The 24252-nt window shown below is 33.4% G+C and carries 20 protein-coding genes; 8 read left to right on the forward strand and 12 right to left on the reverse strand.

All coding sequences use genetic code 11. The features are described from left to right. Positions 1 to 5 precede the first annotated feature (5 nt). The 3 genes from ACQUQZ_RS09760 to ACQUQZ_RS09770 form a co-directional block, all read right to left on the reverse strand. Positions 6 to 1199, reverse strand: coding sequence for a lycopene cyclase family protein (locus ACQUQZ_RS09760; protein ID WP_435354701.1), 1194 nt, complete (start codon positions 1197 to 1199; stop codon positions 6 to 8). 47 nt (positions 1200 to 1246) lie between these two features. Next, positions 1247 to 2122, reverse strand: coding sequence for a lipoyl synthase (gene lipA, locus ACQUQZ_RS09765; protein WP_435354702.1), 876 nt, complete (start codon positions 2120 to 2122; stop codon positions 1247 to 1249). 84 nt (positions 2123 to 2206) lie between these two features. Next, positions 2207 to 2974 (reverse strand): hypothetical protein, encoded by a 768-nt coding sequence (locus tag ACQUQZ_RS09770; protein WP_435354703.1) that lies wholly within the window; start codon positions 2972 to 2974, stop codon positions 2207 to 2209. 231 nt (positions 2975 to 3205) lie between these two features. Here ACQUQZ_RS09770 and ACQUQZ_RS09775 point away from each other — a divergent pair, with 231 nt between their 5' ends. Beyond that, entirely contained in the window at positions 3206 to 3622 is a 417-nt protein-coding gene (locus ACQUQZ_RS09775; RefSeq protein WP_435354704.1) for an OsmC family protein, read from the forward strand. 63 nt (positions 3623 to 3685) lie between these two features. Here the strand turns inward: ACQUQZ_RS09775 and ytxJ are convergent, their stop codons facing one another. Continuing rightward, positions 3686 to 4021: a bacillithiol system redox-active protein YtxJ gene (ytxJ, locus tag ACQUQZ_RS09780; RefSeq protein WP_435354705.1), complete on the reverse strand. Its 336-nt coding sequence runs from the start codon at positions 4019 to 4021 to the stop codon at positions 3686 to 3688. 56 nt (positions 4022 to 4077) lie between these two features. Beyond that, entirely contained in the window at positions 4078 to 4884 is an 807-nt protein-coding gene (locus ACQUQZ_RS09785; protein ID WP_435354706.1) for a hypothetical protein, read from the reverse strand. A 151-nt stretch (positions 4885 to 5035) separates the two neighbouring features. Between ACQUQZ_RS09785 and ACQUQZ_RS09790 the strand changes: the two genes are divergently transcribed. The 4 genes from ACQUQZ_RS09790 to ACQUQZ_RS09805 all read left to right on the forward strand — a co-directional run bounded on the left by ACQUQZ_RS09790 (position 5036) and on the right by ACQUQZ_RS09805 (position 9299). Continuing rightward, the gene (locus ACQUQZ_RS09790; RefSeq protein WP_435354707.1) at positions 5036 to 6313 is read left to right on the forward strand and encodes an aminotransferase class I/II-fold pyridoxal phosphate-dependent enzyme; all 1278 of its coding nucleotides are present in this window, start codon (positions 5036 to 5038) and stop codon (positions 6311 to 6313) included. A gap of 173 nt (positions 6314 to 6486) precedes the next feature. Beyond that, entirely contained in the window at positions 6487 to 7968 is a 1482-nt protein-coding gene (locus ACQUQZ_RS09795; protein ID WP_435354708.1) for a helix-turn-helix domain-containing protein, read from the forward strand. Positions 7969 to 8118: 150 nt separating this feature from the next. Further along, positions 8119 to 8793, forward strand: a complete 675-nt coding sequence (locus ACQUQZ_RS09800) for a MotA/TolQ/ExbB proton channel family protein (RefSeq protein ID WP_435354709.1) — start codon at positions 8119 to 8121, stop codon at positions 8791 to 8793. A 104-nt stretch (positions 8794 to 8897) separates the two neighbouring features. Beyond that, on the forward strand, positions 8898 to 9299 hold the full coding sequence (locus tag ACQUQZ_RS09805) for an ExbD/TolR family protein (RefSeq protein ID WP_435354710.1): 402 nt from the start codon (positions 8898 to 8900) through the stop codon (positions 9297 to 9299). Between the two features lie 156 nt (positions 9300 to 9455). Here the strand turns inward: ACQUQZ_RS09805 and ACQUQZ_RS09810 are convergent, their stop codons facing one another. From ACQUQZ_RS09810 to ACQUQZ_RS09840, 7 genes are all read right to left on the reverse strand, one after another. After that, entirely contained in the window at positions 9456 to 10286 is an 831-nt protein-coding gene (locus tag ACQUQZ_RS09810) for a CvfB family protein (RefSeq protein WP_435354711.1), read from the reverse strand. Positions 10287 to 10401: 115 nt separating this feature from the next. Continuing rightward, complete coding sequence (locus ACQUQZ_RS09815) at positions 10402 to 11643, reverse strand: pyridoxal phosphate-dependent aminotransferase (RefSeq protein WP_435354712.1); 1242 nt, start codon at positions 11641 to 11643, stop codon at positions 10402 to 10404. A gap of 146 nt (positions 11644 to 11789) precedes the next feature. Then, entirely contained in the window at positions 11790 to 12233 is a 444-nt protein-coding gene (locus tag ACQUQZ_RS09820; RefSeq protein WP_435354713.1) for a Spy/CpxP family protein refolding chaperone, read from the reverse strand. Between the two features lie 30 nt (positions 12234 to 12263). Next, positions 12264 to 13070 carry a hypothetical protein gene (locus ACQUQZ_RS09825; protein ID WP_435354715.1) on the reverse strand — a complete coding sequence of 269 codons (807 nt, stop codon included), beginning with the start codon at positions 13068 to 13070 and terminating at the stop codon, positions 12264 to 12266. Positions 13071 to 13140: 70 nt separating this feature from the next. Then, positions 13141 to 13707: an RNA polymerase sigma factor gene (locus ACQUQZ_RS09830; RefSeq protein WP_435354717.1), complete on the reverse strand. Its 567-nt coding sequence runs from the start codon at positions 13705 to 13707 to the stop codon at positions 13141 to 13143. A gap of 288 nt (positions 13708 to 13995) precedes the next feature. After that, entirely contained in the window at positions 13996 to 15015 is a 1020-nt protein-coding gene (locus tag ACQUQZ_RS09835; RefSeq protein ID WP_435354718.1) for a glycoside hydrolase family 43 protein, read from the reverse strand. Positions 15016 to 15057: 42 nt separating this feature from the next. Next, positions 15058 to 16527, reverse strand: coding sequence for an MFS transporter (locus ACQUQZ_RS09840; RefSeq protein WP_435354719.1), 1470 nt, complete (start codon positions 16525 to 16527; stop codon positions 15058 to 15060). 427 nt (positions 16528 to 16954) lie between these two features. Between ACQUQZ_RS09840 and ACQUQZ_RS09845 the strand changes: the two genes are divergently transcribed. The 3 genes from ACQUQZ_RS09845 (at position 16955) to ACQUQZ_RS09855 (ending at position 24201) form a co-directional block, all read left to right on the forward strand. Next, positions 16955 to 19621, forward strand: coding sequence for a sialate O-acetylesterase (locus tag ACQUQZ_RS09845; RefSeq protein ID WP_435354720.1), 2667 nt, complete (start codon positions 16955 to 16957; stop codon positions 19619 to 19621). A 245-nt stretch (positions 19622 to 19866) separates the two neighbouring features. Beyond that, positions 19867 to 21033, forward strand: a complete 1167-nt coding sequence (locus tag ACQUQZ_RS09850; RefSeq protein ID WP_435354721.1) for an FG-GAP repeat domain-containing protein — start codon at positions 19867 to 19869, stop codon at positions 21031 to 21033. A 600-nt stretch (positions 21034 to 21633) separates the two neighbouring features. After that, positions 21634 to 24201 (forward strand): TonB-dependent receptor, encoded by a 2568-nt coding sequence (locus ACQUQZ_RS09855; protein ID WP_435354722.1) that lies wholly within the window; start codon positions 21634 to 21636, stop codon positions 24199 to 24201. The last annotated feature ends 51 nt before the right edge of the window (positions 24202 to 24252 follow it).

A 24252-nucleotide genomic window follows, 5' to 3' on the forward strand; every position in this document is an offset into this window, starting at 1 on the left:
ATTTATCAGTGTAGCATTTTGCGTTTTATGACATCAAAAACTGCTGCAATAAATTTAGGTTTTTCGGTTGAATACATAATTTTTATTTCCTCCCAAAAATTAGTTTCACCATCCAAAAATTTAAAAATCTGCGAAGGTGAATTTCGTTCATAAAGCCTTGCAAAAACATCGGCGGCTGGAATTCGTTTCTTCTCCAAAACATTTAAAAGTACACTTGAATAAAATAAAAACCGCTTCTTAAACCATGTATCTTTGATCAATGGAGAGCCAGTTTTTTCTAAACTTTCAACAATGCGTTTTAAGCGTTTTTGTGTATTCTGAAAAGTATAACCAGTTGCAGGATTGGTATAGCCTCCAGCAGTTCCAATTCTGATTACATGCTTACTTGGGAACTCATTAGTAGCTTCATCACTCATCGGAATGATGCCAAATTCTTCTTCAAGTATTTGATAATTTTCTAATTGAAGTTTTTCAGAGATATATTTTTTTAATTCAATATCGTATTCTTTTTTCTCTAAAAGTCTTTCAGTAAAGAGGGTATATTCAATAATAGTAGTATATTCATCAAACGGAAGTACATACATGAAACGGCATTCATTGTGTTGTTCGATGCCAAAATTCATCATGTCGGGTAAATCAGGATTAAAGGTTGGTTTGTCAGTTTGAATGACATATCCTTTAAAATGTTGGAGTAAATTATGATTATTTTTATTAGTAAGTTTTAACTTGTACGTACTATCAAAAACATAATTTGATTGAAATCTTGCTCCATTTTGGGTAATTACAGTAGCAAAATTACTATCTTCATTGATGCTATTAACTGAATCCTTTACCCATTGAATATTGCCCAATTTATTTAATTCACCAATAACAAAATTATAGAAGTCAATACCTCGTAGGAGCTTGTATTGGTAGTTACCAATATCTAAAACTTGTGTATTTCCAGCAGCATCCCCAAAACGCACAGAAGACCATTTTTTGAATAAAATATTTTCAAAAGTATTTATATGACTTTCCCAAAAAGCCCAAGTTCGGTCATTTTTGTCTTTTTCCTGTGGTTCAATTATTAAGATAGATTGATGAGCTAAAGTGCTGGTTTTTAAGTAATAAGCCAAAGAAAGTCCAGCCATCCCACCGCCACAAATGATATAGTCGTAACTACCCTCAACTACTAAAGAAGAGTTATTTTGTTGCGTCATAAAAATAGAAGGATGCTTTTTTTGTTTCCCAATCGAGGTCTGGTATGCTACACATGTACATGTCTTTCAGCATGATAGCTTGATCTTACCAATGGACCTGATTCAACATATTTCAGACCACGTCGCAAGCCTTCTTCACGATACATGGCAAATGTATCAGGATGAATAAACTCAATTACTTCATGGTGCATTTTGGTTGGCTGTAAATATTGTCCAAGAGTTAGAATATCTAAGCCGTTTTCTGCTAAATCATCCATCGCTTTGAAAACTTCGTCTTGTGTTTCCCCTAATCCAAGCATAATCCCCGATTTTGAACGCTTTCCAAATTCTTTAGTACGGCGAATTTGCTCTAAACTACGACTATATTTTGCTTGAGGACGAACGGTTCGGTAGAGTCTTTCAACAGTTTCCATGTTATGCGAAACCACTTCTTGTCCAGCTGAAATCATTCGATAAAGTGCTTCCCAATTACTTTTTGTATCAGGAATAAGCGTTTCAATAGTAGTTTTTGGTGAAACTTCTTTCACTGCTTTCACCGTTTCATACCAAATTTCTGCACCTTTATCTTTCAATTCATCACGATTGACAGAGGTAAGAACTGCGTGTTTCACTTGCATTAATAAAATTGCTTCGGCAACACGGCGAGGTTCGTCAGTATCGTATTCATTTGGACGACCAGTAGCCACTGCACAAAAAGTACAACTACGGGTACATACATTACCCAAAATCATAAATGTTGCTGTCCCTTCTCCCCAACATTCTCCCATATTTGGGCAATTACCCGATTGACAAATCGTATGGAGTTTATATTCATCAACTAAGCCACGTACTTTCTTGAAGTTTTCGCCAATGGGAAGTTTAACTCTCAACCAATCGGGGCGACGAGTGCGTTGTTCGGTACTTACAACGGGTAATTCTATCATTTTTTAACCTTGATTATTCAGATTTTGTAGATTTATCTGATTGATTTTTAATATGCAACTGAATGCTTTTGTTGAAGAACAATTCTATTTTGTTTTTTGTTTTCTATTGCCAAAATAAATTGTCAGATAGCCAGATGTATAAAATTTAGCATTGGTTGTTAACTGATTAGACATAATTTCAGGTGTTTTATTAAAAACTTCAGAAGTTATTCCAATTTCAAAACCTGTCAAACTATTGCCAAAAGTATTCATATCAATATTGGCAGCAAGCTTTACATGAAGACCAGGATTAATGGTCATTCCTTTGAAAAATTCTTGCCAAATGCCTGCTGAACCTTGTATTTTATTAATTTCTTTATGAATATTTGGATCGTATTGTACAACCTCAATCGCTCCTCGACCATTTTTGTCATATTTGATATAATAGGGTTTTTGTAAACCAATCGAAGGCCCTGCTGCTGCAATCACACTTAAACCGATGCCATCCTCACCATGTTTTTTAAAAAAGACCAATTCTCTGCCATATTCAGGTCGTAGCGAAAAAAAGTAATTTCTTTTGCCGAAAATATAACGATTAGCGATGCTTGTTGGCTCAGATTTTTCTTTTGGATGTTTAATATTGATTGCCTCTAAAGCAATATAACGGTGCATTGGACTCCCTTTAAATGTGCCTACGGCTTGTGAATGTCTGATGACAAATCCACCTAATAGACCTGAATTCGTATTGGTCGTAACTCCATAAGCAAACATTTTGTAGTCTTCACTTGTTTTTTTTGGCGAAGATGCTTTGCGTTGTGCATAACTATTTGCAACAACAAGTAATAAAAATATGCTAAGTAGCTTAATTTTCACCGCTCGATAATTTAGAATGACTTGTAAATATATAAAGATAAACGTATTTTTTTTATAATCTGTCATTAAAATTAACAAATTTATTGTTCAAATGTTTGAAGTTTTGGAAAAAGACCTTTTTTGAACTCAATTTGAAACAATTTTAAGTAGTATTATTAATTGGCAATTTGTTTATTTTAACTTATTTTTGAAAAATGAATTTATTGTGTAATCGAAAATTAATTGTAAAAAATGCCAACTTCTAAAATAGTTTATTTGGGTGATTTACGTACTCAGGCCACACACCTCGCTTCGTCAGAGGCAATAATTACCGATGCTCCTGTCGATAATAATGGAAAAGGAGAGGCTTTTTCACCAACTGATTTAGCTGCAACTTCTTTGGGAAGCTGTGCTATGACAATCATGGGGATTGTGGCTCGTCGTGATGAAATAGATTTTACGGGTTCAGAAATTGAAATTACCAAAATTATGTCTTCCGAGCCACCAAGAAAAATCGCTCGCATTGAAGTTAATTTTAAAATGAAAACTCCAGTTGAGCTTTCTGAAGAAGTAAAAGCCAAATACATAAGAACGGCTCATACTTGTCCAGTTGCATTAAGTTTACACCCTGAAATTGAACAAGTTTTTACTTTTGAATGGATCGTTTAGATAAGAAATATGAGATTCGAGGTTTTTTATCAAAAGAATTTCTCGAATCTCATATCCAGAATCTTACATATTGCTAATTATTTCATCAAATCTAATATCAAAGTGAGAAGCATCGTAAATTGATTTTCCCTCTTTAATAATAAGAACTTGTGGAGATTCATGTTCAACATCAAAAGTTTGAGCTATTTTATTTGAAATAGGTCGATATTTCAATAAATCCAAATAATAAGGTTGAAGATTTCCAGCTTCGTTATCTTTCCAAGCTCTTTCTAATCGAGCTAATGCAGTGGCACTAATTGAGCAAGTTGTGCTATGTTTCAAAATCATAACTGGTTGGTTATGAGATATTTGCCTAATTTCTTCTAATTGAGTTTCTTCTGTGATTTTATGCCAATTCATACAAAAATATGCTATGTTTCAATAATGAAACGCATTTTAAAGCTGAAAAGTTTCGACTAACCAATTTGGGAGTTGGCTAAATTTTTAGGTAATGGAAGAATACTTTTACGGATGAGTGTACGGCGGAAGTGAGTAAAGTTTTTGAAATGAAACAATAATTTGAAACAGTTTTTTATATATATCCAAATTGATAATTTTGATATCGCCTTCCTATTATTTTGGTTGATTGCTACGCCCACAGCAATCATATAATAAGCTAAAATGTTTGCAGGATACTGAATGGCGTAAAGATATATTTTAGTATTATTATAAATAAAGAAATGAAAACTATAAATAGCATCTTTAAAAAGAACCATTATTACCCCAAAAATCACCCATAAATAGCTTTTACCCGTTGCAATTCTAAAAAAACCGTGCGAAACTAAAAGTACTTCTAAAAGAGCATACATTATAGAAACCAGATAAATAGAATCAGGAACTGAAGGCATTAAGACATAGCCAAAGAAAAAAAAGATGAATAAGAAAGGAATTGCTATTTTAGGAAGATCCTGCATTTTATCAGAATAAATTCGAGTTCCTTCTTTGCGGAAAACGATGATTATCAAAAGATGCATCATTGAAGCAATTGATATTGAAAGGAATTCTCCAGTTCGTCCCCAATCAATTAAAATCACTGAATCAGCAAATGAACCTAATGCAAAGGCCAAGTACATGGTTTTATCAATACTTTTCCACGACCAGTTTCTTTTTATAGCATACCAAAGACCCACTGAAGGCAACAATAAAATATGACCAATTGATATTAATAACTGATAATCATGGAGGATGCCATAAGTGGTCAAGCCCATGAGTGCAAATATCATTATTGTTATTAATTTCAAAAAATTCATTTAATGCTTTAATTCAGCTTAAAATTAGATAGAAAATTTATATATGCAAATATTATTTTGTAGTGATTGCAGTTTGGCATTATTTTTTCCATAAATAAGGTATATAAAAACCAAATTTTAAATTATGGAACACCTTTCACGAGAATTGCAATATGTGAGCGATTTGTTTGGCGAAGCTAAAAATAGGGGATTAATGTTTTTAGAGTCTCAAAAAGATGAAGGCTCCAACAACATTATTCATTACAAAGGCAAAAGATTAACTAATTTTATTACCAATAGCTATTTAGCATTAGAGAACGACCCAAGGGTAAAAAAAGCAGCGATCGAAGGAATCGAAAAATACGGCGTTTTTTCATCTGTTTCTCGCACTTACCTTTCATTTGATCATTATCTTGAATTAGAAGCTAAACTTGAAAAGATTTATGGATTGCCAACTTTTCTTGTAAATAATGTTTCATTAGGACATTTTGCTTATTTACCTTTAATTATTGGTCCTAATGATGCAATTATTACTGACCAATTTGTTCATAAAAGCGTAAACATTGCTGTTCAATATCTCAAAGGTGGTGGTATTTATTCTGAAGTGTTAAGGCATAATCAGATGGGAGATCTTGAAAAGAGAATTAAAATATTAAGTGAATCTTACAGTAAGGTTTGGTATTTGACTGATGGGGTTTTTTCGATGCAAGGTGATGTAGCTCCTTTTGCTGATCTTGAAGTATTGCTCAATGCTTATGATAAATTTCATTTATATATTGATGATGCTCACGGAATGAGCTGGATTGGAGAGAATGGTAAGGGTTATTGTTTCCATAAATTGCCTCGACATGAAAAAATGTACGTAATTAGTTCCTTGAATAAAGGTTTTGGGGCTACAAATGCTGCCATGGTATTTCCCAATCAGAAAGCAAAGGATTTAGTACATAAATTGGGTTTGCCAGTGATCTTTTCATCTCCAACAATGCACGCAGGCATTACTGCTGCTTCGGCATTGGCTGATATTCATTTATCGGAAGAAATTTATGAGCGACAAGCCATGCTCAACGAAAGAATAAAATTCTTTAAACAGCAAGTACGTGAACTTGAAATACCTCTTATTAGTCCAAATTCGCATACACCTATTGGGTTTATCGTACTTGGTAGTGTAGAAGCTATGGCACAGTTTGGCGAAAAAATGCAAGATAGAGGTTTTATCATGAGTATTGCTTCATTTCCAAGTGTACCATTAAAACATTCTGGTTTTCGTGTATCAATTTCATTGCATCAATCAATGAAAGATATTGAAAATCTACTCAATAATACAGTTGAATCAATTGCTGAATTGGAGAAAAGTGGTGTTTTTAATAGAGAAATAGTGTTTAGAAATCTCAAACAGACAGAGCGAAAAAGAGAGCTAATTTGAAAATTTTAATATTTATTTTAGAAAGCGTTTGTTAATTAACAAACGCTTTTTTTGTGTTTTTTCAAGAAACATGCTTGAAATTTGCACAATTTTGTTACCTTTATTCTTAATTACTATAAATTTGCTATTCACACACCTTTCCTATAAGAACCAAAGAAACCCTATAATAATCAATGAGCCTCAATACTGACAACATTCGCCTTGTATTTGGACTAAAACTTAAACAACTTCGTCTCGATAAAGCCATGTCACTGACCGAACTTGCTCAAAAATCTGGGCTTTCGATGTCATACATCAATGAAATTGAAAAAGGTAAAAAGTATCCAAAATCTGATAAAATAGTAGCCTTAGCTGAGGCAATGGGTGTAGATTATGATACATTAGTTTCACTTAAACTTAATAAAAAGTTAGAACCTATTTCCGAACTTCTTCATTCCAATTTTTTAACCGAATTACCTTTTGAAATTTTTGGTATTTCTCCTGCCGACTTACTTGAATTACTTTCTGATGCACCTACCAAATTGAGTGCTTTCATCAGTACTATTATTGAAATCGGGAGGAGTTATAATATGTCGGTTGAACAGTTTTATTTTGCTGTTTTGCGTTCATATCAAGAAATGCACGATAACTATTTCCCTGAAATCGAAGAAGAGGTTGATAAATTTTTAAGCGAAAATAATATTCCCCCAGATCAACAGATTGATGAATATTATCTCTCAAATTTATTGACGGATAAGTATGGCTTTACAATAAAATATTTTGATGAAGAAGATTATCCTGATATAGTAAATATTCGTTCGGTTTTTTTACCAAAAACAAATACATTACTCATCAATAAACGTATTACTTCTGACCAAAGAGCCTTTACTCTCGGTCGAGAGTTGGGTTTTTTATTTATGAAAGTGAAAGACAGACCTTACACCTCTTCATGGGTAGAAGTAAAATCTTTTGATCAAGTTTTAAATAATTTTAATGCTTCATATTTTGCAGGAGCAATTTTAATTAGAAAAGAAAAGTTGATTGAAAAGTTAGAAAAAATGTTCAATCAAGAGACTTGGAATGATAAAACCTTGATTGACTTGGCTGACTATTTTCAAGCAACGCCCGAAACGCTCTATCATCGCATAAGCAATGTTTTACCAAAATATTTTGGAATTGACGGTATATTTTTCCTTCGTTTTGAATCTCCATCAGGGCAAAAAGAATATCATTTGACCAAAGAAATGCACTTGTCAAAAAAACATAATCCGCATGAAACACAAAAAGAACATTATTGTCGCCGATGGATTTCACTGAATATTTTGGATGATCTTTCTAATTTACAACAAAATGGGAAATACAAAGAACCTTTAGTTGGCGTACAAATATCGAATTACGTAGATGCTGATCAATATTTTGTGATGTCAATGGCAAGACCTTTGAATATCATTTCGCATCTGAATATTAGTGTAACGATGGGCTTTGAACTGAATGATAATTTAAGAAATAAGTTTAAGTTTTTGGCTGACCCGAAAATTCAAGTAAGGGAGGTAAATCAAACTTGCGAGCGTTGTCGTTTATTTGATTGTAAAGAAAGAGTTGCTGCTCCTGTGATCTTACAAAAGAAACGTCAAATGGAAAATATGAAAATTGCTCTTAAATCAATGGGTGCTTAAATAGTTCTGAGTCGCTAGTTGTGGTACTAAGTTCTAACCCATATTTCAAAACTCAGAAGTATTAACATTTATAAAGAAAAAAATATAGATTTGCATACTAAATTTAAGTATTTTAAAGTTTAATAACGGAAACCTACATTCTCAACCTTTATGCTACAAACGATTTTGCTCCAAGTTGACTCGACGGCCACTGCCGCCAATGCACAATCAATCAATTATTTAACTTTACTCTTGAAAGGAGGGGTTGTTATCTACCCAATTTTATTTTTGCTTTTCATGGCATTGTTTTTTATTATCGAACGCTATCTTTTTATCAAAGCAGCATCGAATATTGACTTTGGATTTTTGAGATCGTTGAAAGATAATATTTTACGAGGAGATTTACGCACCGCAGCAACACTATGCAAAAGTACCAATCTGCCAATTGCCAGAATATTGGAAAAAGGAATTACCCGCATTGGTCGCCCAGTGAAAGATATTGAGAGTGCGATGGAGATTCAATCGAATCTTGAGGTGTCAAAAATGGAAAAAAATATGGGATATTTGGGCTTAATTGCCGGAATTGCCCCAATTTTAGGCTTTATCGGTACGATTTTAGGTATTATTAGAATTTTTTATGACATCGGTACAACTGGAAACTTTACAATCGAAATTATTGCTAATGGTCTTTATGAAAAAATGATTTCGTCATGTTCTGGACTTGTTGTTGGCTTGGTTGGCTATATTGGCTATCATGGAATCAATATGATGATAGATAAATTCGGGATTCATTTGCAAGCAACAGTAATGGATTTTCTTGATACATTGAATGAACCAGTGAGATAAAATAATTAATAGGCCTCAGGCGTTAGGCTTTTTTTAATTTAATCAAAAAAACTTTTTTTGCATATAGCTTACAGCCTAAAGTATAGAGCTAAACGTTTTTTCCAATGAAACTCAAAAGACAAAGAAGATTTGAAGCTGAAGTATCAACATCATCATTGAACGATATTATGTTCTTTTTGCTGTTATTTTTCTTGATTATTTCAACATTGGGTAATCCAAATGTGATTAAATTATTGCTACCAAAATCTTCAAAATCAACCCATGATGTGAGCAAACAACCTGTTTCACTGACTATTACAAAAGATAAAGTTTATTATATTAATAGTACACCAGTACCATTTCCGCAATTAGAGGAAAGGTTGATGACTGCTGTGCAAGGAATGGAAGAGCCAACGGTAGTGCTACGTGCTGAAAGTTCATTGACTGTTCAAGATTTAGTCGATGCGATGTCACTGGGTGCTAAACTGAAGATTAGAATGGTTTTGGCAACGGAATTGAATAAATAGGAAGAAGATTCGAGATTTTAGATGCGGAAAATGAGATATTAGATTCAAGAGGAAAAACAAAAAAGCTCAAATAATTGATTATCAATTGTTTGAGCTTTTTTATTAGTGTTTGTTCTCATATCCCATATCTCATATCCCGCATCTAGCATCTAAAATCTACACTAAGTAAATGCCATCATCTTCAAGTCTAATGATTCTTTGTCGGTATAATGCTCCAATAGCTTTTTTGAAGGTTTTTTTACTCATTTCCAATTGATACATGACATAATTGGCATCACTTTTATCGGTAATATCCAAAAAACCATTATTAGCTTTGAGTTTTTCTAAGATACGTTCTGCATTTGGTTCTACATTTTCATACCCTTGTTTTTGCAGACTTACATCAATACGTTTATCTTCTCTGATATTTTTGATATATCCTTTGGTTTGAGTACCTATTTTTATTCGCTGAAAAATTTGATTCTCATAAATGAGGCCTTTGTATTTACCGTTAATAATAACATTCATACCCATATCAGTCTCTTCAAAAACCAATAAATCAACTTCTTGTCCAATGGCTAAATCAATGTTTTCTTTTTCAAAATACCGATTTATTTTGCAAGATGCCACCAAACGGTCTGTTTCTTCATCTAAATACAAATAGACAACATACCATTTACCTTCTTCCATTTTTTTGTTTTGCTCTCTAAATGGCACAAACAAATCTTTTTCTAAACCCCAATCCAAGAAAGCACCTATACCAGTAACAGCTCTTACTTGTAAACAAGCAAATTCATTTAATTGTATTTTAGGTTCGAGTGTGGTAGCAATGATTCTATCTTCTGAATCTTTATAGATAAAAACCTCAATGTCATCTCCTACGATTGCATCTTCGGGAACATATTTTTTAGGCAAAAGCACATCATTTCCCTCTTCGTCGCCTAAAAACATGCCAACGGTTGTACCTCTAAGGATGCGTAAAGTATTTTTTATTCCAAGATGAAGCATAGAGTTCAATTAAGAATGTAGAATTAAGAATGTAGAATTAAGAATGCTTGAACTATTATTATGAAATTTTAGAAGAACAAAATTCCTAATTCTACATTCTTAATTCATAATTGTTTTATGCCATTTCCATTTCGTCAATTCTTATCCGAGTATGGTCTAAGAAATGACGAATTCTACCAGTAGCCGTTTCTAACTCTTCGGTTGATGCTAAGAAAACAATTCGGAAATGATCAGGTTTGATATAGTTAAAACCAGTACCTGAAACAACCAAAACTTTTTGTTCACAAAGCAAATCATAGGTAAATTGTTCGTCATCTCTGAACGAGAATTTTCTTAAATCTATTTTTGGGAAAAGATATAATGCACCTTTGGGTTTGACACAAGTGATACCAGGAATATCTGTCATTTTGTAATGTACCAAATCACGCTGTTTACACAAACGCCCTGAAGGAGCAACCAAATCATTGATACTCTGATACCCACCTAATGCTGTTTGAATTGCATATTGTGCGGGAACATTGGCACATAAGCGTAAACTTGCCAAAAGTGTAAAACCTTCAACAAATGATTTGGCTCGGTGTGTTGCTCCACTCAAAATTACCCAACCACCACGAAAACCTGTCGCACGATAATTTTTTGATAATCCTCCGTAGGTCATCACAAAAACATCGTCACTCAATGATGCCATCGGAATATGTTTAGCCCCATCAAAAAGAATTTTATCATAAATTTCGTCAGCAAACACGATTAGATTATGTTCGGCAGCGATTTTCATAATTCCTTCTAAAACATCTTTTTCATAGACAGCTCCAGTAGGATTATTTGGATTGATAATAACAATTCCCTTCGTTTTTCTTGTGATTTTTCTACGAATATCGTCCAAATCTGGATTCCAGTCAGATTCTTCATCACAAATATAGTGTACTGGTTTTCCTCCTGAAAGTGCCACAGAAGTGGTCCATAATGGATAATCTGGTGAAGGAATTAAGATTTCATCGTTATCATTGAGTAGTGCTTGCATAGTCATAACGATGAGTTCGCTCACACCATTACCAATAAATATATCATCAATCGTAACTCCATGAATACCAATTTGCTGCGTATAGTGCATGATAGCCTTGCGGGCGGCAAAAATACCCAAATGATGCACATAACCTTGTGCATTGCGGATATTCATAATCATATCATGGACAATTTCATCAGGAACATCAAAACCAAACGGTGCTGGATTACCGATGTTGAGATTGATGATTTTTTGCCCAATAGCTTCCAGTTGTTGAGCTTTTTCAAAAACTGGTCCACGAATAGCATAACTCAAATTATTGAGACGATTGCTTTTATTGATTGGATTTTGCATCTTCAAATGAAATAATTTCTGCACAAAATTAGTCAAAATTCATGCTTAATTTTTTATTTATCAATAAAAAAGGTCAAACTCCGAAGAATTTGACCTTTTTATTGCCTAATGACACTGAATAAAGCCTAAATTTATTTTAATACATTTCAATTTTCCTCTTTTTCATTCAATTTTTCTAATAAAATCTTATTGAAATGTGCTTCTGTCCGTTTAAGTTCGGAATATTGACGAGGTGTAATTGTTTTTAAGATTTTAGACATGTATTCTTCTTCTAAGTCAAGTTCTTTTCGACGAAGTGCAACAACTTGCTTTTGGGCAGAAGTAATTTTTTCATCAGTAGCAGCTAATGAAGTACCCTCTTCCATTGTTCGACGGATTGCTTTTTTTAAGTCAATTTTTTTTCCATCATATTCATTATAAACTGCCCAAAATTGGGGAGCTTGTTCTGGCGTAAGATTCAAGCGTTCAGTAATCAACCCTATTTTAGCTGATTGAATTTTCTGAAAACGTTGTCCACTGCCACCACCTTGTCGCACTTGTGCCATTGATAAAATGGGCATAAGCAAAGCTATAAAAATTATTTTTTTCATTTTCTTTGGCGTTTATATTTTATGTGTGTTTTAAATTTCTTCTTCTAAATCTTGGGTTTCTAAATGCTCTAAAATTTCTTGTTTATTTATTTTTAGACCCTCTAATACTTTAGAATCAACGGTTTTACTTGTATTTTTTGCATTTTCAACCACAGATTCATATTCTAAATAACTTAAATCTTGGGTTTCTAAATAATTTTTGATATCGTCATTACTTACTTTTTCTAATGCTAATGTTGTTTTATCTTTAGTGAATTGTGGTACAGCAAACCAAAGCCCAACCATCAATATAATACTTGCGGCAGCCGACCACTTGACTCGACTAGAAAGCCAATTTACATGAATAACACGGCCTTTTTTCTCAGTATCAATTTTGGATAAAATATTTTCTGATAATGTCTCAAAATAATGCGGAGGAACATTAAAAACATTTTCTTTATTAAATCGTTCAATACCTAAATTTGCCTCAAGGTTTTGAAAATAATTATTTGGAACTTTAAATTCTATCTGTTTGTCAAGACTTTCTATCAAAACATTTGCATAGATTCTTTCGTCTAAATTTTCAAAATAGCCATTGGGAGTTTTAAAAATATTAACTCTTTTTAATTGCTCTAAATCAAAGTTTTTTTGTTCAATTTGCTCAATTCTACTGAAAATTTTTGAAGAAAGTTCGTCGAAATAACCATTTGGAGTTGAAAAATTGTTTGTTTTTTCTAAATTAAAACTTAATTCTTCCTGCGTTTCTACTCGTTGTTGGATAGTCAAAGTAAGGTTTTCAAAGTAATTGGAAGGAACTTTGAAAATATTATTTTTGACTATTTTATCTAAAGAAATCATTTTTGAAATTTTCTAAAATTTGAGAGAACGATGATTTGACAAAGATATTTTAAGAAGGTTTAAATTTTTGTTAAAAACTTATCTCTTGACTATTGAGTGATTCTTCTATTTTCTTGACGGCTAAATGATAAGATGCTTTCAAGGCACCCACTGAAGTGCCAGTAATTTCAGCAATTTCATCATATTTCAAGTCATCATAATATCTCATGTTAAATACTAAGCGTTGTTTATCAGGTAGTTGTAAAAGTGCTTTTTGGAGTTTTATCTGAATTTCATCGCCCGAAATATAATCTTGACTTATCGAACTTTCAAGGGTATTCAATAGGTCGAGGCTATCATCATTATCAAGCGGAACATGGTTTTGGCGGCGTTTTTTTTGTAAAAAGTTTAAACTTTCATTGGTAGCAATACGATAAATCCAAGTATAAAGTTGTGAATCGGATCTGAAGTTTTGTAAACCCTGCCAAACTTTTATGAAAGTTTCCTGCACAACATCGTCAGCATCATCATGGTCAATGACCATTTTACGAATGTGCCAATAGATTTTCTGCTGATATTTTTTTAGCAGTTGACTAAAAGCATCGTGTCGCTTTAGTTCATCTTGGAATTGTAATAGCAGTTCCGAATCTGATAACATCTTGTTGTATTTTCTGTTTGGATTTGACTTAGAAAGAGCAAATGAGCTTAGCTACCAAGCAATATTTCATAATAAAAGATTAAAATTACTTGTTTTTATATGAATTGTAAGCATAATCTGCTATCATTTTTTGTTGGCATACAAAATGCTGGTATTATAAGAAAACAAAAAGAATGAAAATGTGTTCGAAGGAGAACTGTTTTAGTAGCTATTAGTCAACTAAATATGCTATGCACAAATGAAGAAAGCCTGTGTGCATAGCATAATAAGGAAGATTAAATAAAATTATTAATTTAAATAAGGGTCGATGGTTCGTATTGTGCCATCTGAATGATAGGTCAACTCCGTAACTTTTATACTTCTAAGATGTGTAACTCCCTCAGAAAGGCTCGAATCATGGTAAAAAAGATAAGTTTTGCCCTCAAATTCGCAAATAGAATGGTGGGTCGTCCATCCAACAACAGGGTTTAATATTCTTCCTTGATAAATAAATGGCCCATAAGGATTATCACCTATGGCATAGCATATAAAATGTGTATCACCAGTAGAGTATGAGAAATAATATTTACCATTATAGCGGTGCATCCAAGAAGCTTCAAAAAAACGTCTGTCATTATCGCCTGCCAAAAGAGGTTTGCCATTTTTGTCCAAAATCAATAATTGCTTCGGCGTTTCGGCAAATTGCTTCATGTCATCAGTGAGTTTCGCTACAATCGGACAAAGTGCTTCCTCTTCTGCACTTGGCTCTTCATTGTCTAAATTGTATTGATTGTTGCGATATTTTTGCAATTGTCCTCCCCAAATTCCACCAAAATACATATAAAAACTGCCATCATTATCTTCAAAAACTGCAGGGTCGATGCTATAACTACCTTCAATTGGTAAAGGTTCTGCTAAAAATGGCCCAGTAGGTGAGTCAGAAATAGCTACGCCAATTTGGAATATTCCATCAGCTTTTTTTGCAGGAAAATAAAGATAATATTTTCCATCTTTACAAGCTGCGTCGGGAGCCCACATTTGACGTGCTGCCCAAGGTACATCATTTACATGTAGAGCTACACCATTATCAATTGCCTCATCATCTAACGAATCCATCGAAATTACTCGATAATCTTCCATCGCAAAATGACTCCCTAAATCATCAAAAGGTATTCCAGCTTCAATGTCGTGGGATGGATAAATATAAATTTTACCGTCAAATACATGTGCAGAAGGGTCTGCTGTAAAAATATGTTTGACGAGTGGTTTTGAAATAGATTTATTGTTTAAATCCTTGAAATCAATGTGTTCAATACTTTCCTCTGGCATTTTTTTTATTATTAATTTATTCAAATAAATATTTTTTGTTGGCTATTTATTTCTTTTTTCTTTCAATTCTGCCTCCAATTTAACTTCCATTTTTTTATTAATCTCATAACCAAATAATAGCAATGCACCAATCAGAAATACGAGACCTGGATAGATACTGACAGACATTTTTATGCCTGATACTGTACTTTCTGTTTGTTCAACTTTTTCGGCAACGTAGCCATAAGTAGAAAGTAGAGCTGCACCGACTGCTCCACCGACACTCAACCCAATTTTTAAACCAAAAATCATTGCCGAAAAAATCATAGCAGTAGCTCTACGATTATTTTGTAATTCACTGTAATCAGCTACATCTGCAATCATTGCCCATAAAAGAGGAATTGTAACACCATAAGTAAAGCCATGCAAAATTTGCGTGATGAAAACGATACCTATGGCTTCTCTTGAATAAAAATTAAACATAATGAGACATAATGCGGAAAGGCTAAGGAAAATTCCGAAGATATTTCTTTTTCCAAATTTATCGGCCAATGGTTTGGAAAACATAATGCCAATGATCATAAAAATAATACCACCAGCATTGAATAAACTATTAGCTGAGGTAGGAGCATCTTCAGGCCATTCAAACTTACCGAGACCTAAACCTGTGATTGCTTGATTTAAACCTCCAATAAAACTATTGAAACCAATTTCTTCTAAAAAAGCCGCTTGTGAAGCAGGATTTAGGTAATATTTAAAATAATAAATATACATTCCTCCTTTTAAAGCTAAAGTAATAAATACCAAAATGGTAACTAATAACATAATTATCCAAGGTCTGTTTTTAGATAAATCTGTAAGATCTTGTCTAATAGTACTTTTTTCAGTAGTTGATGCTGGCTGAATTCTTTCTTTAGTTGTTAAAAATGTAATGAAAAAGCAAATAACTCCCACAATTGCAAAAAATAGGATAACTTTTTCAAAGCCAGCCGCTTTATCACCATGTCCAAGTGAAAGAGCTAATGGTAGAAGCAAAGATTGAATGATGAATTGAGCCACCATTACGGCTACAAAACGATAGGACGAAAGACTGTTTCGCTCTTTCATATCGCCTGTTATCACACCACTTAAAGCCGAATATGGTAAATTGTTTGCCGAATAAATGATTACTAAAAGAAAATAGGTAATTGAGGCATAAATTATTTTACCAGTTTCTCCAAAATCTGGGGTTGTGAAAGCAAGCAGTGAAATCACACCAAAAGGAATTGAGGTCCATAATACCCAAGGACGAAACTTCCCCCACCGAGTGTTAGTTCGGTCAGCAATAATTCCCATTAAAATATTAAAAAATGCACCAAAAAAACCACCAATAAAGATCACAACACTGGCAGTTCCTGCTGGGATTTTGTAAATATCTGTATAAAAATAAGCTAAAAAAGTCATTAAGGTTTGAAAAATCAAATTTGCAGCTAAATCTCCCAAACTATAACCTACTTTTTCGAGAATACTAAGTTTATGGGTTTCTTGTTTCATAATGATTGAGGGTCGAAATTTATATGTTTAAAAATAGTTATATCATAATGTTCTAATCTGAGTTTTTCTCTCAAAATATATCGATTAGATTTCTATCCAAGCCAGATCATTTTTGAGATATTTGTAACTTTAAATTGTCTTATGGTAGATTTTACCACAAGAATAGAAGAGTTTTTTGACTAAATCAAATTAATTATTAAAAATATTTGAATATTACAAAATTAGTTGCTTAATTTTTGCTTTTAATTCTGAAATAAGATTTAGAAAGTAGTTTTTTGTGGAAAATAAAAACAGATTTTTAGCTACTAAAAAGGCCATTTTTGCTAATTAGGCCAATCGAAAATTGACACTCAAAGTAAAAGCAGAGGACTTAGTAAAAAAAAATAAAGTATATGTGCTTTTTATCGTTTTAAACAATCAAGAAATAATGAAGTTTTTAAAAATTGTATTTTTTACATGCTGCTTAGTGAGCGTGTTTGCTGTTAATGCACAAATTAGATTACCTAAACTAATTTCGGATAACATGGTTTTGCAACGAGACCAGCCCATTAAAATTTGGGGTTGGGCTACGCCAAAAGAAAAAATCACTTTACTTTTCGATAAAAAAACATTTAAAACGTCAGCAAATGATGCTGGAAAATGGGAATTGATTCTTCCAGCTCAACCAGCAGGAACTGACATTACGATGGTTTTGAAAGGTAACAACGAAATTACGCTTAAAAATATCGCTTTTGGTGATGTATGGCTTTGTAGTGGTCAAAGCAATATGGTTACGCCTATGGAAAGGGTAAAAGAAAAGTATCCAGAAGATATTACAAATGCTAATTATCCAAACATCAGAAACTTTTTTGTACAAACGTTAACCAATCTTAACGCTCCAAAAAATGATTTCCCTCAAGGGGAATGGAAGGTGGCAAACCCTAAAGATATACTTACTTTCGGTGCGACCTCATACTTTTTTGCAAGAGAAATTTACGAAAAATATAATGTTCCAATTGGAATTATTAATAGTTCTGTTGGAGGAACTCCCATTGAGGCATGGATTAGTGAAGGTGGCTATAAAAACTTCGCTGATATTCAGAAAACCATTGTTCGAAACAAAGATACCAGTTACGTAAATTCATTCAATCGCCGCTCTTCATTGATTAACAGAACACCGATGCAAGTAAAAGATTTAGGCACGATTGAGCATTGGGAAAGCCCTGACTATCAACCAAAAGGTTGGAGAAATATGAATATTCCAGGTTATTGGGAAGACCAAGGAATCAAAGATCTGAACGGAGTAGTTTGGTTTAGAAGAACTTTTGAAGTCCCAAAAAGTTGGCTTGGAAAACCAATAAAATTATTCATGGGGCGAATCATTGATGCAGACGAAATGTATGTCAATGGTAAAAAGATTGGTAATATCACTTATCAATACCCTCCTCGCCGCTACGAAATTCCTGCTGATTTGTTAAAAGAAGGTAAAAATACTTTTGTTATAAGGGTAACGAATACTTCTGGAAAAGGTGGTTTTGTACCTGACAAACCTTATTACATGACTGCCAACGGCGAAGAAATTGACCTTAAAGGTACATGGCAATATAAAGTTGGAGAAGTTTATCAACCTTTTAATTTTACAGGTAGCCAAAGTTTAGTTCAACAAAATCAACCAACAGCTTTATTCAATGCCATGATAGCTCCTGTTTTGCCAATGAAAATAAAGGGATTTATTTGGTATCAGGGAGAAAGTAATACTGGAAGTCCAGAAAAATATGATGATTTTATCATTGCTTTAATCAATGATTGGCGGAAACTATGGAATGATAATAATTTGCCTTTTTTTGTGGTACAATTGCCTAATTTTCAAGAAGTAAACTATACCACCACCGAAAGTAATATTGCAAGATTACGAGAAGCCCAAAATAAAGCCCTTAGCTTGCCAAATACTGCGGTGGCTGTTACAATAGATTTGGGCGAATGGAACGATATTCACCCACTCAACAAAAAAGATATTGGCAAACGACTTGCTTTGGCAGCTCGAAATTTAGCCTATAACGAAAAAAATGTAGTTTATTCTGGGCCAATATTAACAAATCAACAAATCGAGAATGATAAAATTATACTCACTTTCGATCAAGTGGCAAACGGCATTACTTCAAAAGATAACGAAGAATTACGTTGGTTTTCGATAGCAGATTATGATAAGAAATTCGTTTGGGCAAAAACACTAATAGTTGGAAAAAATAAAATTGAACTTTGGAATGAATTAGTGAAAACACCAAAATATGTCCGATATGCTTGGCAAGATAATCCAGAAAGTGTTAATTTCTATAATTCGGCTGATTTGCCCGCTTCTCCTTTCAGAACTGATGCTGAAAGCTTGGATGAAAGTAAGCCTTGGAAAGGCAAAAAATGTTCGGTAGTCTTAACCTATGACGATGCCCTCAATGTTCATCTTGATAATGTTATTCCGGCATTAGACTCTTTGAGTTTAAAAGGTACTTTTTACTTGACAGCCTCATCAGATGCTGGGATAAGGAGAGTGAATGATTGGAGAAAAGCCGCCGCAAATGGACATGAACTGGGCAATCATACACTTTATCATCCATGTGATGCCTCTGAACAAGGAATGAGTTGGGTAAGACCAGAATATGATTTGAGTAAATATAGTTTGAGAAGGATCCAAGATGAAATCAAAATGTGCAATGCTTATCTGAAATCAATTGATGGGAAAGACAAAAGAACATTTGCTTTTACCTGCGGACATAAAAAAGTAGTTGAAGGTGAGTTTATACAAACACTTACTAATGAATTTGTTGCGGCTCGGGCGGTAAGAAGTCAAATGCACAATTTGCAAGAACAAAATCTCATGGATATTGATTGTTACAGCATGGAAGGTACTTCAGGCGAGAAAATGATTGAATTAGTGAAACAAGCTCAGAATTCGGGTAAATTATTGGTTTTTCTATTTCATGGTGTAGGAGGTGAGCATGGTTTAAATGTATCAAAAGAAGCACATAGTCAGCTACTACATTATTTGAAAGAAAACGAAAAAGAAATTTATATTGATACTATGCTCAATGTAGCTGAGCATATAAAGGCATTAAAATAGAGTTATTTGATAAGATTCAAAATTTTAGATTTACAGCACAGTACAGGATAGTTGAATTGTACAATATTGTTTGATTTGTATAATACCAAGTTTTTTTGTTTATATATTTATAAAATGTTATGTTTATACAAGATAGCTTAGTAGAAAATATGAGTAAAATTTTAAATAATGTGTTTTAAAATGTTGATTATCAATATTTTAGTTGTTTTATTTCAATGTATTTACATTTATCTGTATCAAAAAACATGAAAAATAGACTTGTCAAAATTTTTGCCTCAATTCGCTCAAAAGGACTATTTTATCTCTTATTTCCTTTGATAATTTTATGTATTCAAAGTTCAAAACCAACATTGATAAAATTTAGTAGGTATTTTGTAGCAGCAGAAAGTTATGAGTCGGTGGGTGTGGCAGATATAAATAATGATGGCAAACTTGATTTGATTTCTGGTGATTTTTGGTACGAAAATAATGGTACAAGGAAAAATAATTTTCGTGACCGACACCTAATTGATAATCAAAAAAGACAAGGCGAATATTATGATGACTTTGCTTCGATTTGTATGGATGTTAATGCAGATGGAAACGTGGATTATATCACAGGAGGCTGGTTTGACCAAACGCTACGCTGGCTCGAAAACCCTGGCAAATCAAAAGAACAACGTTGGAAAATACATGAAATCGCTAAAGTTGGTAATATAGAATGTATCAGAGCATGGGATATTGATGGTGATGGAAAAGTAGAGATTGTACCCAATAATCCAAAATTACCATTGAAATATTTCAAGGTAGAGAATGGAAATTTTAATCAAATTAATATCGCTGATAATCAAGGGCATGGGTTGGGTTTTGGCGACATTGACGGAGATGGGAAAGGTGATTTGATTTTGAGTGATGGATGGGTGAAAAATAATGGAAATGAAAAATGGGAGTTGAAACCTGAGTTTTCATTAGGAACTGCCAGTGTTCCGATTTTAGTAGTTGATGTCAATGCGGATGGGAAAAATGACCTGATTGTTGGTCAAGGTCATACTTATGGTTTACATTGGTACGAGCAGGTGCTAACTGGCACAACTCGGACATGGAAAAAACATTTGATTGATGAAACTGCCTCTCAATACCATACTATGGAGTGGGCTGATTTAGACAATGATGGAAAACCTGAGTTAATTACTGGTAAACGCTTCAGAGCTCATAATGGAAAAGATCCAGGTGAAAATGATGAGGTAGGATTGTATTATTTTAAATGGAATGGTACAGCATTTATCAAAAATAAAATTGCTTATGGCCCTGCTGGTGAAGGAAAAGGGACAGGAATTTATTTTGCAGTGGCTGATTTGGTTGGCTCTGGAAAAAAAGACCTTATTGTTGCTGGAAAAGATGGATTAGTAATTTTCTTTAACGAAGGATATTGACTTTTTAAAAGGTGGGAGAGAAGGGGAACGAATTAACTCATTTTCAATCAAAAAAGTGATTAATCTTTCTGATTTACACTCCCATTTTTTTATATGTTAGATTATTCCTATTTCTAATAAAAACCGTAATTACCCAAGATAGTTTGAATAGGACTTCATAAGATTGTCAATTTATTAATCTTCTCAGTTTTTGCAATTCACTCAATTTGCTTGATTTCCAACATTACATTTCTTTATTTAAGTATATATTCTCAAATTTTCCTTTACAAATATTTCAAATAAAACGATTCTTCTTGTTTTAATCCCTTTTTTTTAAGTAAAAATATAATATATTAAAGAATGTTTATAAAGAATGAAAGAATTTTGCAAAATATAATTCTATTAATTTGATAGAGTATATAGATTATATATTTTTGTGCCATTAATAAATAAAAACCCAAAATGGTGAACATAAAAATACCCTGTTGGATCTAAAATAAAAAACCAGTCTGGCGGCCACCAAACTGGTAAAGTTTAATCAAAAACAATATCAAGCAAAATGACTCTGACAAGTAATGACCTGTTCAGATTTATTATTTAAAATTAAACGATTACAAACTAATGAAAAAAATTTTAAAAACAACATTTTTAGTAGCGGTAATTTTCTTGCCTCTATTTTTATCAGCACAAGATAAACCCATAATCAACGCAACTGTGTCGGGTACTGTGATAGATGCAATAACCAATGAGAAATTAATTGGTGCTACTGTATCCATTAAGGGTACCACCAATGGAGCAGCAACCGATGCAAATGGCGAATTTGCCCTAATTACAGGTCAAAAACTTCCTTTTACTGTTATCGTTTCATTTGTTGGATATGTAAAAAGAGAAATAGTCATAAGCGAGAGCAAAGTTGAAATTAAACTCGACCAAGATGTTAATCAATTGGCTGATGTAGTGGTTTCTTCTCGTCGTCGTCAAGAAGCTGTGCAAGACATTCCAATTCCAATTTCGGTAATTCGTGGGGCAACTGCCGAAGATGCAGGGGCATTTAATGTTAACCGTTTGAAAGAACTTGTTCCAACCGTTCAATTATATGCTTCAAATGCACGAAATACTACTTTAAATATTCGTGGTTTAGGTTCAACATTTGGTTTAACCAACGATGGTATCGACCCAGGTGTTGGTTTTTATGTAGATGGTGTTTATTATGCTCGTCCAGCAGCAACTGCTTTAGACTTCGTTGATATTGACCGTGTTGAAGTGCTACGTGGCCCACAGGGTACATTATTTGGTAAAAACACAACTGCTGGAGCTTTCAATATTACTACTCGTGAAGCAAGTTTCACTCCAACTGCCAGTTTTGAGCTTAGCTATGGTAATTATGGTTATATTCAAGCAAAAGGTTCACTTTCTGGAGCTTTGAGTAAAAAATTGGCTGCAAGAATTTCATTCTCTGGTACTCAAAGAGATGGTTTGCTCTATAATGTAAAAACACAACAACACATGAATGATATTAATAACCTTGGCTTTAGAGGTCAGTTATTATATACACCTACAGATAAAATTAAAATTACATTTATTGCTGATGTAACAGACCAAAAACCAAATGGTTATGGCTGGCCTGTTGCAGGAGTAGTTACTACCAAACGTGCAGCTTATCGCCAATTCAATGCTATTATTAAAGATTTAAATTATACACTTCCTTACAGCAGCCCATTTGAGAGAATTGTTGACTTAGATACGCCTTCAAAAGCAGATAATCAATTAGGAGGGGCTTCTGTAAATGCTGATATTAAAATTGGTAATGGTACTTTAACTTCTACTTCGGCATGGCGTTATTGGAGATGGACTCCTTTGAATGACCGTGATTATACAGGCTTACCAATATTCACTATTTCATCAGGTAATTCAAAACACGAACAGTGGTCTCAAGAAGTGAGATATTCTGGGAAAATTTCTTCAAAAGTAAGTGGTGTGGTTGGTTTGTTTGGTTTGTGGCAAGATTTGAATTCAGATCCAGTTCAAACAGAAGAAGCAGGTTCGGCTCAATGGCGTTTTGCTCAAAGCTCAACGAGTGCATTATGGAAAACTCCAGGATTGTTTGATAACTTTGGTATTCGTACTACTAACCGTATCCAAAGTACAAGTTTAGCGGCTTTCAGTCAAGTTGATTGGGCGATTACTGAAAAATTGCACGTTTTACCAGGTATCAGATATAACTATGACAAGAAAACAGCTAATTATAAAAGAGAAACTTACGGTGGTTTACAAACAACAGATGCTGCTTTAATCGCATTGAAAAATGCAGTTTATACCAATCAAGCCTTTAACACCGAAGCAACCAATGGTAATCTTTCAGGACAATTGACTTTACAGTATAAAGCAAATAAGAATATTAATGCTTATGCAACTTATGCTTCGAGTTACAAACCAGTGGGTATCAATATCGGAGGTTTACCAACTGCCAATGGACAAGTCTTGATTGACCTTGCAAAAGTAAAACCTGAATTTGTAAAACATATTGAAGTAGGTGTAAAAACAAAACCTTCAGCTAACTCTATTTTGAATGTAGTTTTCTTCGATGATGAAATCAAAGATTATCAAACACAAGTACAAACACCTGAACCTGGTGTAAATAGAGGTTATTTAGCTAATGCCGAGAAAGTTCGTGTAAGAGGTGTTGAATTAGATGGAAACATCAGAATAAACAATCACTTTACATTCAATGGAGCAGTAGCTTATACAGATGGGAAATATGTTTCATTCATCAATGCCCCAGTGCCGTTAGAAGAAGTGGGTGGAACACAAGCTTTTAAAGATGTATCAGGTGGACGTTTACCAGGTATTTCTAAATGGTCTGGATCATTTGGGGTGGAAGCTTCAACTAAAGGAAGCCTATTGGGACTGAAAGGTAATTATTTCGCTGGTTTAGATGTTTATTTCCGTTCTGAGTTCTCATCAAGTCCATCACCTTCTCAATTCTTGAATATTGATGGCTACTCATTATTAAATGGAAGAGTTGGTTTCAGAGCATCAAATGGTATTTCGCTTTTAGTTTGGGGTAGAAATTTGGCCAACAAAGATTATTTTGAACAATTATTGGCCGCTCCTGGTAGTGCGGGTCAATATGCAGGTATCTTAGGCGATCCACGTACTTATGGTACTACTTTGAGATATACATTTTGATAGAAGTAAATGAATTAATATTAGGTTGCAGAAATGCTCTGCAACCTAAAT

The organism is Emticicia sp. SJ17W-69, from assembly GCF_051209875.1.
Taxonomy (GTDB): domain Bacteria; phylum Bacteroidota; class Bacteroidia; order Cytophagales; family Spirosomataceae; genus Emticicia.

Bases quoted from the DNA above. Each gene is read 5' to 3' on its own strand.
- ACQUQZ_RS09830 (WP_435354717.1), bottom strand. From the start codon at position 13,707: ATGTTATCAGATTCGGAACTGCTATTACAATTCCAAGATGAACTAAAG.
- ACQUQZ_RS09760 (WP_435354701.1), bottom strand. From the start codon at position 1,199: ATGACGCAACAAAATAACTCTTCTTTAGTAGTTGAGGGTAGTTACGAC.
- ACQUQZ_RS09815 (WP_435354712.1), bottom strand. From the start codon at position 11,643: ATGCAAAATCCAATCAATAAAAGCAATCGTCTCAATAATTTGAGTTAT.
- ACQUQZ_RS09805 (WP_435354710.1), top strand. From the start codon at position 8,898: ATGAAACTCAAAAGACAAAGAAGATTTGAAGCTGAAGTATCAACATCA.
- ACQUQZ_RS09810 (WP_435354711.1), bottom strand. From the start codon at position 10,286: ATGCTTCATCTTGGAATAAAAAATACTTTACGCATCCTTAGAGGTACA.
- lipA (WP_435354702.1), bottom strand. From the start codon at position 2,122: ATGATAGAATTACCCGTTGTAAGTACCGAACAACGCACTCGTCGCCCC.
- ACQUQZ_RS09855 (WP_435354722.1), top strand. From the start codon at position 21,634: ATGAAAAAAATTTTAAAAACAACATTTTTAGTAGCGGTAATTTTCTTG.
- ACQUQZ_RS09850 (WP_435354721.1), top strand. From the start codon at position 19,867: ATGAAAAATAGACTTGTCAAAATTTTTGCCTCAATTCGCTCAAAAGGA.
- ACQUQZ_RS09825 (WP_435354715.1), bottom strand. From the start codon at position 13,070: ATGATTTCTTTAGATAAAATAGTCAAAAATAATATTTTCAAAGTTCCT.
- ACQUQZ_RS09795 (WP_435354708.1), top strand. From the start codon at position 6,487: ATGAGCCTCAATACTGACAACATTCGCCTTGTATTTGGACTAAAACTT.
- ACQUQZ_RS09835 (WP_435354718.1), bottom strand. From the start codon at position 15,015: ATGCCAGAGGAAAGTATTGAACACATTGATTTCAAGGATTTAAACAAT.
- ACQUQZ_RS09845 (WP_435354720.1), top strand. From the start codon at position 16,955: ATGAAGTTTTTAAAAATTGTATTTTTTACATGCTGCTTAGTGAGCGTG.
- ACQUQZ_RS09785 (WP_435354706.1), bottom strand. From the start codon at position 4,884: ATGATATTTGCACTCATGGGCTTGACCACTTATGGCATCCTCCATGAT.
- ACQUQZ_RS09820 (WP_435354713.1), bottom strand. From the start codon at position 12,233: ATGAAAAAAATAATTTTTATAGCTTTGCTTATGCCCATTTTATCAATG.
- ytxJ (WP_435354705.1), bottom strand. From the start codon at position 4,021: ATGAATTGGCATAAAATCACAGAAGAAACTCAATTAGAAGAAATTAGG.
- ACQUQZ_RS09775 (WP_435354704.1), top strand. From the start codon at position 3,206: ATGCCAACTTCTAAAATAGTTTATTTGGGTGATTTACGTACTCAGGCC.
- ACQUQZ_RS09840 (WP_435354719.1), bottom strand. From the start codon at position 16,527: ATGAAACAAGAAACCCATAAACTTAGTATTCTCGAAAAAGTAGGTTAT.
- ACQUQZ_RS09800 (WP_435354709.1), top strand. From the start codon at position 8,119: ATGCTACAAACGATTTTGCTCCAAGTTGACTCGACGGCCACTGCCGCC.
- ACQUQZ_RS09790 (WP_435354707.1), top strand. From the start codon at position 5,036: ATGGAACACCTTTCACGAGAATTGCAATATGTGAGCGATTTGTTTGGC.